Here is a 13964-nt window from a genome sequence, read left to right as displayed (position 1 = left end):
TCACAGACACAAAAAATCCTTATTTCAATTCCCTATCCAAATGTAATGGCAATTACTTTTTCTCCAATCAAGTATTTACGAATGAATAGATTATCTGGATCGTTAGTAATTCATTTATTCTTAGCTAGTAGCATTTTACTTTTCTCAGAAAGTAAATCCTTTGCACAGACATCCAATGAAAATGTCCTGGTTGGTCAGATTGTGACCCCTTATGGAGAGATTTTGATCGAACTAGATGATCGAACTCCCAATCATAAAGAAAGCTTTATCGAACTCGCAAATGCTGGCTATTGGGACTCTTTGACCTTTAATCGTGTCATTCCAAACTTTGTGGCGCAGGGAGGGTGTCCAGATACTCCCGAAGGGTTTAGTGATCCAGAATATCTCTTGGAGCCTGAGTTCGTCCCTGAATTAAAGCATGTTTATGGAGCCGTAGGTGCCGGGCGAGATGACAATCCGGGAAAACTATCTGCTCGCTGCCAGTTTTATATTGTACAAAACCCGGAAGGAATTCCCAGACTCGATGGAGATTACACGATTTTTGGTCAGGTGATTAAGGGGATGAGTGCGATAGAGCAAATTGTTCGTGCAAAGCGAGATAATAATGATGAACCAATAAAGTCTATTCCTCTCAAAGTGAAAATAATTCAAATAAGCCAATCAGCTTATAGCGAGTTGACAACTCAAAAGAATCAATAAGCTGATCCAAACCAAAAAAATTAATGAGTACCTCTAAACCCATCAAAATCCTCGTCGTTGGTTGTGGAAATATGGGAATTGCCCATGCTACTGCTTACCACAATTTCCCTGAATTTGAAATCTGTGGGTTGGTATCCAGAGGTGATTCCAATAGTAAATTGAATAAGCAACTTAATGCTGAGTATCCACTTTTTTCAGACTTCGATGAAGCTTTAGCTCAGTCCAATCCCGATGCAGTGAGTATTTCAACCTATCCTGATACCCATGAGGAATTTGCCCTCAAATCTTTGGAAGCTGGTTGCCATATTTTCATAGAAAAGCCACTTGCAGATTCCATCAGTGGTTGCGAGCGGATTATTGCAAAAGCCAAAGAAGTGGACAAAAAGGTAGTCGTAGGATATATCTTGAGGCACCATCCCTCTTGGATCCGCTTTATAGCCGAAGCAGAAAAACTCGGCAAACCATTAGTGATGCGTATGAATCTCAATCAGCAAAGTCAAGGATTCATGTGGGATGTGCATCGGAACTTAATGAAAAGCCTTAGTCCGATTGTGGATTGTGGTGTGCACTACATAGACGTGATGTGCCAGATGACGAGATCAAAACCTGTTTCAGTTTCTGCAATTGGCGCTAGACTTACCGAAGATATTTCAATTGACAACTACAATTATGGCCAACTTCAGATTCGCTTTGAAGATGGTTCGGTGGGTTGGTATGAAGCAGGATGGGGACCGATGGTGAGTGAGACTGCTTTTTTTGTGAAAGACGTTTTCGGTCCGAAAGGATCAGTTTCCATCACTGCAAAGAATGCTGGAGTTAGCGGACAATCAGATAATGTGGATTCCCATACCAAGACAGAATCCATCCGGGTTCATCATGCTGATATTGATTCGCAAAACAAATTTACCAAGCCTGACAACTGGATAGATCTGAAAGACGAGCCAAATCACCAGGAACTTTGCAATCGGGAGCAAAAGTATTTTCTAAAAGCAATTCAAGAGAATATCGATCTAGACGACCACTTGGAAGATGCATTGAACAGTCTGAAAATAGCTTTTGCCTGTGACGAATCGGTGAAAACCGGAGAAACAGTTAACTTATAATCTTTAGAATATATTTTGGGAGTCTAGGCCAAAGACCCTATTTTTCCTTTTTGGAAACGACATGAAAAATAAAACAGTACTTATTACAGGCGGGGCTTCCGGAATTGGCCTAGCTATGGTCCAGCTTTTTGCAGCCAAAAACACGAAAGTTTACTTCATAGATATCAATCCTGATAGTGGAGAAAAGGTAGCTCAGGATGAGCGTAGCAAAGGTTTTGATGTGACTTTTCTGTGTGGAAGTGTAGCAGATCCAGCAGAGGCAGAAACCCTAATTCAGTCCATTCCCGGCAAAATAGACACCTTGATCAATAACGCCGGAGTTTCCCATATCGGAAATGCAGAGACTACTTCTTCTGAAGATTTTGACCGGGTTTTTCAGGTGAATGTAAAGGGCATGTTCAATTGCATCAAATCGGCGCTTCCTAAACTTAAAGAAAATGGTGGAGGTTCAATTCTAAACATGGCTTCTGTCGCTGCGACAATCGGTATTCCAGATCGATTTGCTTATAGCATGACCAAGGGCGCGGCACTTTCCATGACTTTAAGCGTGGCCAGAGATTATGTAGCAGACAGGATTCGTTGTAATTGCCTATCTCCAGGACGAGTTCACACGCCATTTGTAGATGGCTTTTTGGCCAAAAATTATCCAGGCCAAGAGAAGGAAATGTTTGAAAAACTAGCTGCAACTCAGCCTATTGGTAGAATGGCAACCCCTTCAGAAATCGCTGAACTTGCCTATTTTGTAAGTGCAGAAACTGGAGGATTTATCACAGGAACGAATATTCCGATTGATGGAGGATTCTTGGGGCTGAAAATGTGAAGTTGATTTGAGATTTACGATTTGTGATTTGAGATTGAAAGCCTCAACGCATTTATTTAGCTCAATTTAATTAGTTACTCAAACTTCTTTTATATAGGCTCTTGGCTCAATCTCTAATCTCCCTTCTCCTATCTCCTTTCTTTAAAATCTAATATCTTGAGTCTTAATACTTGATACTAACTACTTAATACTTAAAAATGAAACTTATACGATTCGGCGAAGCCGGTAAAGAACAACCAGGAATCCAGAGTGCATCAGGCAAATACCTAGATTGCTCTGGTTTTCAGGAAGACTGGAACGAAAACTTTTTCGCAAATAATGGACTAGCGAGACTTCAGGAATGGCTGGAAGCCAACGAAGAAAATCTAAACGAAATACCTGCAGATTCCAGACTGGGTTCACCTATTGCCAGACCTTCCAAAATCATTTGCATAGGGCTGAATTACCGTAAACATGCCATAGAATCTGGTATGGCAGTACCTGAAGTCCCAATCATTTTCATGAAAGCCACTTCTTCACTGTGCGGCCCATTTGACCCTATTTTAATACCTAAGAATTCGGTAAAAACGGACTGGGAGGTGGAATTGGCAGTGGTAATCGGCAAACGAGCAAAATATGTGAGCAAGGAAAATGCAATGGATTATGTGGCGGGCTACTGTGTACATAATGACGTCTCTGAGCGAGATTTCCAGCTACATCACGGAGGTCAGTGGGTCAAAGGCAAAAGTGCAGACAACTTCGCTCCACTTGGGCCAGTTTTGGTTACCAAAACAGAAATTCAAGATCCACATAACCTGAGACTTTGGCTAAAACTGAATGGCAAAATGCTTCAGGATAGCAATACTTCTGACCTGGTTTTTGATATTCCCGAATTGATCGAGCATCTGAGTCAATACATGACTTTGCTTCCTGGCGATGTGATTTCTACCGGAACTCCAGCAGGCGTTGGTCTCGGCCTTACCCCTCCTACTTACTTGAAAGAGGGTGATGTGGTAGAACTTGGCATTGAAGGACTTGGAGAAGCTAGACAAACTGCCATCAACGATCCTGAAGCATGAGACTGGATTCCCACCAGCACTTTTGGAAATACAATCCTGAAAAACACTCCTGGATCACCGACGACATGAAGGTGATCCAACGTGATTTTCTTCCTGATGATCTGATCCCAATTTTAAAGGAACATAAAATTGACGGTTGTGTAGCTGTGCAGGCAGATGAGAGTTTCCGGGAAACTGCCTTTCTATGTGATCTCGCTGAAGAATACGAGCAAATCAAAGCTGTCGTAGGCTGGGTAGACTTGGGAAGTGATGATGTAGACAAGGATTTGGATCAGTTTGCTTCGCAAAAAAAACTGAAAGGTTATCGAGAGATTCTTCAATCAAAACCGGTCGATTACATGCTTCGAAAGGAGTTTATCCGAGGCATAGAGAAAATCGGAAAGCGAGGTTATACTTATGACATTCTGATTTTTCACAATCAATTGGAAGCCACATATCAGTTTGTTAAAAAAGCACCGGAACAACCTTTTGTAATCGACCATATAGCCAAGCCAAATATTAAACTGGGTATTTGGAGAGAGTGGAAAAAGGAAATGGCTCCACTTGCCGAGCGGGATTATATTTCCTGTAAAGTGTCTGGAATGATCACCGAAGCAGATTGGAAGAATTGGAAGGCAACAGAGCTACAAGTTTATTTGGATGTGGTCTTGGAGCTTTTCGGTCCGAAGCGACTGATGTTTGGAAGCGATTGGCCTGTGTGCAAAATCGCAGGAGAATACGAACAGGTCTTGGAAGTGGTGGAGCGGTTTACCGATAGACTTTCCAAAACAGAAAAAGAAGCAATCATGGGAAATACTGCGGCGGAGTTTTACGGGATTGGATTATAAATTAGTGAGGTTATGGACTTACTTTCTTCAGATTACAAACAATGGCTAACAGATCTCAAGAGTACAATCCGCTCTACTCAGATCAAAGCGGCTGTTACAGTAAATTCAATTTTGATTCAATTTTATTGGGATCTAGGCAAGTCCATTAGTGAGAAACAAACGGAATGGGGCACTAAATTCTTGAGCACTCTTTCAAAAGATCTAAGAAGTGAATTCCCTGACATGAATGGGTTTTCTGTCACTAATCTCAAGTACTGTCGTCTTTTTTACGACTATTTCAACTCAAACTCTAAACCTAAAACCCTAATTCGTCCCCAACTTGGGGACGAATTAGAAAGTGATTATAATTCAATTAGCCCCCAGCTTGGGGACGAAATGGATAAAGCTACTATCCCCTCAATCCCATGGGGGCATATAAAGCTGATAATCAATAAAATAAAAACAAGAACAGAAGCTAATTTCTACATTCAGCAAACCATCGAAAACAACTGGAGTAGAGATGTTTTGGATAGCCAGATTAAGTCAAAACTTTACCAAAGAACAGGTAATTCGATCACTAACTTTAAGACTACTCTTCCCAAACCCTTGTCCGATCTGGCAAACCAAACCCTGAAAGACCCATACATTTTTGACTTTCTTACTTTAGATACAAGCTACAGAGAACTTGATATTGAAAACCAACTGATCCACCATATCACTAAATTCTTACTCGAGTTAGGTAAAGGTTTCGCCTTTATTGGAAACCAATATCATCTGGAAATTGGTGAATCTGATTATTATCTAGACTTGCTTTTTTACCATACTAAGCTCAAATGCTATGTAGTAATTGAGCTGAAAAACACAAAGTTTATCCCAGAATTTGCAGGAAAACTGAATTTCTATCTATCTGCAGTTGATAGTTTAATTAAAGACGATTCCGACAATCCAACCATTGGAATTCTTTTGTGCAAAGACAAGAACAATATAGAAGCAGAATTTGCTCTTCGAGACATGAATAAGCCTATGGGAATTAGTGAAATAAAGTTTCTAGATAGTCTTCCAGATAATTTAAAAAGTAGTTTGCCAACCATAAATGAACTGGAGTCTGAATTAAAAAGATTGGGGGACCAAGTTTAAACTATAAAAACAACAATGAACCTAAACCTAACCAATAAAGTCATCCTAATTTCTGGCGGAGCCAAAGGTATCGGCGGAGCAATTTCCAGAGGATTGATTGCCGAAGGTGCAATTCCAGTGATGATAGATCCTTCCGAAAAAGAAGGTGCTGAAATCCTCACCTTAGGTGAGGCACTGCAGATTCCTATCCGACTTTTCGAGGCTGCTGATGCAGAAAAAGCAGTCAAACTCACACTGGAAAAATACGGAAGAATTGATGGGCTTGTGAATAATGCAGGAGCAAATGATAGCGTAGGCTTAGAAAATGGAAGCCCTGATGCATTTGAAAAATCTGTTGCAAAAAACCTAAATCACTATTATCATTTGGCACATTTTGCTTTGCCTCATTTGAAAAAAGCTAAGGGAAGTATTGTCAATATCAGTAGTAAAACTGCTGTAACCGGGCAGGGAGGAACTTCAGGCTACACCGCAGCCAAAGGCGCTCAGCTCTCTCTCACCAGAGAATGGGCAGTCGAACTCCTACCTTACGAGATCACAGTGAATGCTATCATTCCAGCGGAAGTATACACGCCACTTTATGAAAACTGGATCAAGACATTTCCAAATCCTGAAGAAAGACTTGCAGAGATCACAGCCAAAATCCCTTTAGGTAATCGAATGACAACTCCTGAAGAAATCGCAGCTATGGCGATATTCTTATTTTCGGATAAAGCCAGGCATATCACTGGACAACATCTCTTTGTAGATGGAGGATACACTCATCTCGACCGAGCATTATAACTTCGAAACCCACATAACCTGAACCCCACCCATGACCCAAAAACCTGCCTTAGTTCCCAAGGAATTAATCCTTCCTTTTATCCTCATTACATCTCTTTTTGCTCTTTGGGGCTTCGCAAATGACATTACCAATCCCATGGTGGCAGCATTTAAGCGAGTCCTCGAACTCAATAATACCCAGGCCTCCTGGGTACAGATGGCTTTTTATGGGGGCTATTTTACCATGGCTTTACCCGCAGCCTTTTTTATCAAAAAGTATTCTTATAAAACTGGAATCTTATTGGGCTTGGGACTTTATGGTTTCGGAGCTTTGCTATTTTATCCAGCAGCAGCTTGGGAGAGTTACGGTTTTTTCCTGGCTTCTCTCTACATTCTGACATTTGGTTTAGCTTTCCTGGAAACTACCGCCAACCCATACATTTTATCCATGGGTCCAGAAGCTACTGCCACGCAGCGTTTGAATTTGGCTCAGGCATTCAACCCAATGGGAGCATTGGCAGGCTTGTTTGTAGCCAAGCAGTTTATCTTGAATGCCCTTCAATCGAATGCAACCGATGCAGATGGGAATATCATTTTCTCCTCGCTGGATGAATCTGCTAAAGCAGTAATCCGAACAGCAGATCTGCTGATCATTCGAAACCCTTATGTAATGCTTGGCTTAGTGGTAATAGCGATTTTGGTAGTGATCGCGCTGGTCAAAATGCCTGAAAATAAGGAAACTGGAAAGGTGGAGTTCCGCGCTACCATGGGGCGCTTGCTGAAAAACAGAAACTTCGTTGAAGGTACATTTGCTCAGATGTTCTACGTAGGTGCTCAAATCATGGTCTGGACCTATATCTATCAATACGCGGAAGTACTTGGCATTTCCATCGCCGATGCAGTGAATTACGGGTATGCCGCTTTGGTAATATTTTTGGTAGGACGTTGGATTTGCACCTTTTTGCTTCGCTACATCTCACCTACCAAGTTGCTCAGCATCTTTTCTGTGCTCGCAATACTATTCACAGCAGGAGCTATTTTCCTCCCAGGCATGCTGGGATTATACTCCTTAGTTGCTATTTCGTTTGCTATGTCTTTGATGTTCCCGACTATCTATGGGATCGCCTTGGACGGCTTAGGTGAAGATTCAAAGTTTGCAGCAGCATATCTTGTGATGGCGATTGTGGGTGGCGCAATCATGCCTACACTGCAAGGAATGATTATGGATATCGGCGGAGTTGCTTATGATGATACGTTGATTTTGGGCGTGCCTGAGGTCAATTTCTCCTTTATACTTCCCTTAGCATGTTTTGTAATGGTGTTATTGTTTAGCCTTAGAGTTAAGAAAGTGGCAAAGTTGGAAGGTTGAAAAGTTTTACCAATTGAAAGATTGTAAAATTGGAAGATTATTAATAATCATTTTAGTTAAAAAAAGAAAGAAGTCTTGAGTTTCACACTTCTGGCAGTGGACAGTTGTCTGTGGACTGTCGACAAAAACACCAAAAACTCCAACCCATTGTTTAATTACACATATCGCATAAACCTAAATCCAAAATGAAAACCCAAACCTTTGTATTAATCTGCGATCTAAGAGACGATGAGGAAGCGATTCAGGCTTATGTGGAATGTCACAAAGCGGTAGCTCCAGAAATCCTCGAAAGCATACGTGTAGCAGGAATAGTGCAGATGAGTATCTATCGCTGGCGTCACAGATTGAGCATGATACTGGTTGGGGATGAAAGCTTTACCTTCGAAAAGAAAGCTGTCTTGGACAATGCAAATGAGAAAGTTCAGGAATGGGAAGCTTTTCTTGGTCAATACCAAACCAATTTACCAGGGACTCCAGACAATTGGCGCTGGCAGTTAATGGAAAAGATTTTTGATTTCAAAGCCTAAAATAAACACATGAAATCGAGCATGTCGGAAGCGACACACAGAGGGATGATTATCTCCCAGGCGAGATTCCATATGGCCTTTAAAAGACAAATTATAATCATATGAAAAAGTTACTATTAGTACTCTGTTTAATTACGACCAGCCTCCTCGTACATGCCCAAGAAATCATCCTTCCACTTTGGGAAGGAACTCCCCCACTTCAAAAGGATATGGGTTTGGAGGAAAAAGCTGTAGAGGAAGGAATTATCAGAATTGAAAATGTTCAGATTCCGCAGATCGAAGTTTTTCTACCCAGCAAACAAATGCGTACAGGCCAAGCTGTCGTCATTTTCCCGGGTGGTGGCTATCACATTTTGGCTTACGATTGGGAAGGAAGAGACTTTGCCAAGTGGCTAAACACGCAAGGCATCGTAGGAATAGTGGTGAAATACAGGCTTCCCGATTCCAAGTCTCTGACCGACGCGAAAGAAGTACCCCTACTCGATGCGCAACGTGCCATCAGATTGGCTAGACATCACGCTGCAGAATGGATGATTGATCCTTCAAAAATTGGCGTTTTGGGTTTCTCCGCCGGAGGACATTTGGCTTCTACTGTCAGCACGCAGTATACACATGAGGTAGAAAGACCAAAAGACGCTATCGATGCACTTTCTGCACGCCCGGACTTCTCTATTCTGGCATATCCAGTGATTTCTTTTAGAGATGCTAGTGCACACTCAGGTTCCAGAAGAAATCTAATCGGAGAAAATGCCAGTCAGGAATTGATTGACCGCTTTTCAGGTGAATTGAATGTGACTGCTGAGACACCTCCTACCTTCTTGGTACATGCCCAAGACGACAGTGGTGTTCCTATTGAGAACAGCTTTCTATATTACAAAGCACTTCATGCCCACAAAGTACCAGCTTCACTCCACATCTATCCTAAGGGTGGCCATGGGTTTGGATTTGGTTTGGGAAAAGGACCTGTTGACGGATGGAGAGAGGTGTTGTTGGACTGGATGATGAATTTGGAGTGAAGGTGATGTGAGGCGGCAAAGTCATATGGTTGCAAAGTCTCAGTTTTCAGTGTTCAGTCGCAGTGTTCAGACGCAGTTTGTTAGTCTTCAGTCACAGTGGTCAGCTCTAAGAAAACTAACTACCTAAAACTTCGACTCTGCTCAGTTTGATACGCCAACTTTCCCACCTTCCAACTTTACAACCAATTCAATTTTAAAATCTTTCAATTAACATAAATGATCAAAGTAATAGCCTTCGATGCAGATGATACGCTCTGGGTGAATGAACCCTTTTTTCGCGAAGCGGAGGAGGAATTTGCCAGTTTGATGGAGAACTTTATGCCTAGGCATAGCAGTATCAAAGAACTTTACCTGACTGAAATAGAAAACCTTGGATTGTACGGCTATGGGATCAAGGGTTTTATACTTTCGATGATCCAGACTGCCTTGAGGATTTCTGACCATAAAATCAATGCAAAGGCGATTGACAGAATCTTAGCAATCGGCTATGACATGATGCAAAAGCCAGTGGAAATACTACCGGGAGTCGAAGAAGTTTTGGAGGAGTTAAAGCAGGATTATCGCCTTGTGATGGCTACCAAGGGTGATTTGGTTGATCAAGAGAAAAAGCTAAAGAAGTCAGGTTTGGACCATTATTTCCATCACATTGAGATCATGAGCGAAAAGAAGGAGGCAGACTTTGCAAAGCTAATCCGTCATCTTGATGTAGCCCCAGCCGAATTTCTTATGATGGGAAATAGCCTGAAGTCAGATGTACTACCGGTACTGGAACTTGGAGGTCACGCTATCCACATTCCCTACCACATCACCTGGGGGCATGAGATGATAGCCCATGAAGTAAAACACGCCAATTTCCGACAAGCCGAACACATCTCAGAGGTGCTGCAGCTGATAAAAGGGATGTGAGGATGTTGAGGTGATTTTAAAAAACCGTTAGTGACACAAGAGCGCTGGTGAGCTAACAAAAAAAAATCAATCTATGTGTTCTTAGGGGCAAAAAATTAACATTTATTGGTTTTGGCGAACCGTCATATCTTCGATTGATGTTAAATCTACCAAAACACCAGATAATTTATAAATCATTTTCCACGGGTTGAAACCCGTGGCTATAGACGAGTTGTCCCTATGGGACAAAACTGAAATTCGGTAATGATTTATGGCAAGGATAGAAACTTAAGAATCCTTCTGGAAAACACAAAAAATGACAAAATAAGCTCTGCAGGACTAAGTATTAAAACTCATCTTGACGACGTTTACCGAAGATTTCAGACTTCTAACTTTAGACTTCTGCTTTTCTCAAATCCTCGACTGATACGTATACAACTGGTAATACCTTCCTTCCAACGCGATCAGCTCATCATGCTTGCCTCGCTCTACAATATGGCCTTTTTCCACCACCAAAATCTGATCTGCTTGGCGTATCGTACTCAAGCGGTGAGCAATCACGAAAGTAGTTCTACCCTTCATCAATTCCTTCAAACTCGCCTGAATCAAGGTCTCAGATTCGGTATCCAGATTAGAAGTCGCTTCATCCAAAATCAAAATCCTAGGATCTGCCAAAATCGCCCGTGCAATGGCGATTCGCTGTCGCTGTCCACCGGAAAGCTTTACTCCTCTTTCACCAATTAAAGTATCCAGACCATCCTCAAAGCGGTCAGTAAACTCCTGAACATGAGCAGCTATGACGGCTTTATGAAGATCTTCCTCACTTGCATTTGGTCTTGGGAAAAGGATATTCTCCCTGATCGTACCCTCAAACAAGAAATCATCCTGTAGAACAACTCCCAATCTAGACCGAAACGACTCTAAGGTTACAATCTGCAGATCATTTCCATCCAAGGTGATTTTGCCCGAATCAGGATTCAAAAACGTAGCTGCCAGACCGGCGATAGTCGTTTTCCCAGAGCCCGAAGTTCCTACCAATGCTGTCACTGAACCTGCCGGCGCATGAAAGCTCACTTCCTTGATCACATCCTTATTTTCCTCATAGGCGAAGGAAACCTTGTCAAACTTGATGTCCCCTCTAAACTCCGTCAAGGAGAGGTTCCGGGTGCGGTCATCTGCCTCCAGCGGAGTGTTCATGATTTCCTCCGTACGATCCAGCCCGGCAAATGCTTCAGTCAATTGACTTCCTATATTGGACATCTGCACGATCGGCGCGATCATAAATCCCAAATAAAGTGTGAAGGCAAGGAAATCTCCGAAAGTCATATCCCCCTGCATAATCATGTAGCCTCCCATCCCCATGATGCCAGCAGAAGCTAATCCAAGCAATAAAGCACCTGCAGAAGTTACGAAACTCGTTGCCGTGAGACTTGCTTTTACATTCTGAAAAAGCTCATCCACACCTCTGGCAAAGGTATTAATCTCCTGCTGTTCGGCATTGAAACCTTTGATCACACGGATCCCTCCAAGTGTCTCGGTCAGTCTTCCTGTCACCTGAGCATTGATTTTGCCACGCTCACGGAAAATAGGACGAATTCTCCCGAAAGCCTTCAGCGAAACCAGACCAAAAACCACAACCGGAAGCAGTACATACAGCGTCATCATCGGGCTGATACTGATCAAAAGAAATAAGGAGATCACAGCTGTCAGAATCCCACCGATCATTTGCGCAAAACCCGTCCCGACTAAGTTTCGAACACCTTCCACGTCCGTCATAATTCTGGAAACCAACTCCCCTGTTTTGGCATTGTCAAAGAAGCGAATCGGGAGCTTGATGATGTGCGCCTGAACCTGAGATCTGAGTTTGGAAATCAGGTTTTGTGCTTCCACGCTGAGAATTTGCGTCAGTGCATAAGAAGTAGTCGACTGTACGACGATGGCTAAAACCACCCCTCCGATCAGCCATTTGAGCATGGTGAGATCATTGGAAGGAATGACTTCATCGATCAGGATTTTGCTGGCTCCTGGCAAGACTAAGCTGGCCAGTCTGGAGATGATGATCAGGAATAAGCCTAAAAATAAATGCTTTCTACGGGGCCATATGATGGTCTTAAAGACCTGCCCCATGGTGACTTTGCGCTCTGCTGTTCTGGCCATGAAATAGTGTGTTTGGAGTGAACAACCTCAAATAGTATTGCACAGTTCCAAATCAACAGGAACTTAACAGAGAAGTAACCCCAAAAAACAAATTCAGAGGATTGTAACCAACAGCTTCGACTGAAAGTCGTTTTTGCGTATTTTACTAAGGATTAGTTTGTAAGACGAATTTTTAACTTTTTCAACATGTACTCTACAGCCATAGAAATCCGTGTAATTGGAAGAAAAATCCTTCTTAAAATGCCTAAAAATGAGGCTGATATTTCGGTTGTTCGGTCGATTCCATTTGTCCGATGGAATAAGCAAAACTACATCTGGGAACTGCCCAATTATCCGGGGAACTTGGAAAAGCTAACCGGATATTTTGGGACTCGGTTAGAGCTACTTGAGATCACTGAAGAGATCCCTAACCCAACTTCCACCGACAAACCCATTCAACAAAATGAAGTACTGATGATTCGTACCAATTCAGGCCGTATCAAGCTGGTTTTCGGCTACATTGCAGAGGTAATCAAGTACATCAAAACCATCCCCTATTATCAATGGGATGCGAAAAATAAGTGGTGGACGATTCCCTATTCTGAAAAATTTGAAGAAGAAGTTAAAAGAAAAATCAAAGAGTTCGGTTTGAGTCTCAGACAGGTGAATGAGCAACCAAAGTTAACAACTCCTAAAGCAAGTCGGGAATCCATATCCAATTATAAAAAATGTCCGGAATCCTATCTAGAAAAATTACAAGAAAGAAGGTATAGTCCCAGTACCGCCAGGGCCTATATTCCGCTATTTGAAGAATTCATCAATCACTTTTCAGCTCTCGAAATAGACCAGTTGGGCGAAAAAGAAATAATGGAATTCTCGAGATATCTGGTCACCGAACGAAGAGTTTCCAGTTCCTACCAAAATCAAGCGATCAATGCTATCAAATTTTATTTCGAAAAAGTAAAAGGAGGTGAGCGCAAATTTTATCATGTAGACCGGCCCCTCCGGGAGAAAACACTTCCCGTCGTCTGCAGTGAGGAAGAAATCATTGCAATACTGAACGCAACGAAAAACTTAAAGCATAAAGCAATAGTAATGACCATATATTCTGCAGGATTGAGAGTCTCAGAATTAATTGATCTAAGGATCAGCGACATAGACTCCCAACGTATGCAGATATTCATCAAACAAGCAAAAGCTAAAAAAGATAGGTACACCCTCTTGTCTAAGCGGACTTTGGAGATATTGAGAGAATATATCAAAAGAGAAAGGCCTGTATATTACCTATTCGAAGGACAAGGTAGTACAAAGGCGAACCCTATAAAATACTCCTCCTCCAGTATAGAATCTATCGTAAAAGCGGCAGTATCAAAGACAAAGATCAGAAAGAAAGTGACTCCGCACACGTTAAGACATTCCTTTGCGACGCATCTTTTGGAAAATGGCACAGACCTGCGATACATTCAAAGTCTGCTTGGACATGAAAGTCCAAAAACCACGCAGGTTTACACCCATATCACTACCAAGGGATTTGACCAAATACAAAGCCCCTTGGATAATCTGGATATTTAACTAAGTTTACTAAGCATAAAATAAATGAGAAATATCACCAAGTTCTTGTGGATATCAACCCAATTTGGGGAGATATC

The 13964-nt window shown here is 42.0% G+C and carries 13 protein-coding genes; 12 read left to right on the top strand and 1 reads right to left on the bottom strand.

What is annotated here, in order from left to right:
- Positions 1-81 precede the first annotated feature (81 nt).
- The 11 genes from ACPUEN_RS02370 to ACPUEN_RS02320 all read left to right on the top strand — a co-directional run bounded on the left by ACPUEN_RS02370 (position 82) and on the right by ACPUEN_RS02320 (position 10200).
- Positions 82-699 carry a peptidylprolyl isomerase gene (locus tag ACPUEN_RS02370; RefSeq protein ID WP_425638229.1) on the top strand — a complete coding sequence of 206 codons (618 nt, stop codon included), beginning with the start codon at positions 82-84 and terminating at the stop codon, positions 697-699.
- A gap of 23 nt (positions 700-722) precedes the next feature.
- Positions 723-1802 carry a Gfo/Idh/MocA family protein gene (locus ACPUEN_RS02365; protein WP_425638228.1) on the top strand — a complete coding sequence of 360 codons (1080 nt, stop codon included), beginning with the start codon at positions 723-725 and terminating at the stop codon, positions 1800-1802.
- A gap of 61 nt (positions 1803-1863) precedes the next feature.
- On the top strand, positions 1864-2622 hold the full coding sequence (locus tag ACPUEN_RS02360) for an SDR family NAD(P)-dependent oxidoreductase (RefSeq protein ID WP_111613537.1): 759 nt from the start codon (positions 1864-1866) through the stop codon (positions 2620-2622).
- 197 nt (positions 2623-2819) lie between these two features.
- On the top strand, positions 2820-3680 hold the full coding sequence (locus ACPUEN_RS02355) for a fumarylacetoacetate hydrolase family protein (RefSeq protein ID WP_425638227.1): 861 nt from the start codon (positions 2820-2822) through the stop codon (positions 3678-3680).
- Positions 3677-4507 (top strand): amidohydrolase family protein, encoded by an 831-nt coding sequence (locus ACPUEN_RS02350; RefSeq protein ID WP_425638226.1) that lies wholly within the window; start codon positions 3677-3679, stop codon positions 4505-4507. Before ACPUEN_RS02355 ends, ACPUEN_RS02350 begins: the two co-directional genes overlap by 4 nt.
- Positions 4508-4519: 12 nt before the next feature.
- Positions 4520-5623 carry a PDDEXK nuclease domain-containing protein gene (locus tag ACPUEN_RS02345; RefSeq protein ID WP_425638225.1) on the top strand — a complete coding sequence of 368 codons (1104 nt, stop codon included), beginning with the start codon at positions 4520-4522 and terminating at the stop codon, positions 5621-5623.
- 15 nt (positions 5624-5638) lie between these two features.
- Complete coding sequence (locus tag ACPUEN_RS02340) at positions 5639-6403, top strand: SDR family oxidoreductase (protein ID WP_425638224.1); 765 nt, start codon at positions 5639-5641, stop codon at positions 6401-6403.
- 31 nt (positions 6404-6434) lie between these two features.
- On the top strand, positions 6435-7751 hold the full coding sequence (fucP, locus tag ACPUEN_RS02335) for an L-fucose:H+ symporter permease (RefSeq protein WP_425638223.1): 1317 nt from the start codon (positions 6435-6437) through the stop codon (positions 7749-7751).
- 185 nt (positions 7752-7936) lie between these two features.
- The gene (locus ACPUEN_RS02330; RefSeq protein WP_425638222.1) at positions 7937-8278 is read left to right on the top strand and encodes an L-rhamnose mutarotase; all 342 of its coding nucleotides are present in this window, start codon (positions 7937-7939) and stop codon (positions 8276-8278) included.
- Between the two features lie 101 nt (positions 8279-8379).
- The gene (locus ACPUEN_RS02325; RefSeq protein ID WP_425638221.1) at positions 8380-9294 is read left to right on the top strand and encodes an alpha/beta hydrolase; all 915 of its coding nucleotides are present in this window, start codon (positions 8380-8382) and stop codon (positions 9292-9294) included.
- A gap of 216 nt (positions 9295-9510) precedes the next feature.
- Positions 9511-10200 carry an HAD family hydrolase gene (locus ACPUEN_RS02320; protein ID WP_425638220.1) on the top strand — a complete coding sequence of 230 codons (690 nt, stop codon included), beginning with the start codon at positions 9511-9513 and terminating at the stop codon, positions 10198-10200.
- A gap of 390 nt (positions 10201-10590) precedes the next feature.
- Here ACPUEN_RS02320 and ACPUEN_RS02315 read toward each other — a convergent pair whose 3' ends face one another.
- Positions 10591-12336, bottom strand: coding sequence for an ABC transporter ATP-binding protein (locus tag ACPUEN_RS02315; RefSeq protein WP_425638219.1), 1746 nt, complete (start codon positions 12334-12336; stop codon positions 10591-10593).
- A gap of 186 nt (positions 12337-12522) precedes the next feature.
- Here ACPUEN_RS02315 and ACPUEN_RS02310 point away from each other — a divergent pair, with 186 nt between their 5' ends.
- Positions 12523-13887 carry a tyrosine-type recombinase/integrase gene (locus ACPUEN_RS02310; protein ID WP_425638218.1) on the top strand — a complete coding sequence of 455 codons (1365 nt, stop codon included), beginning with the start codon at positions 12523-12525 and terminating at the stop codon, positions 13885-13887.
- Positions 13888-13964 lie beyond the last annotated feature (77 nt).

Origin of the sequence: Algoriphagus yeomjeoni, assembly GCF_049821175.1 — a bacterium.
Classification (GTDB): Bacteria; Bacteroidota; Bacteroidia; order Cytophagales; family Cyclobacteriaceae; genus Algoriphagus; species Algoriphagus yeomjeoni_A.
Note: the sequence above shows the minus strand (reverse complement) of the source record. Positions and strands in the feature narration are given on the sequence as shown.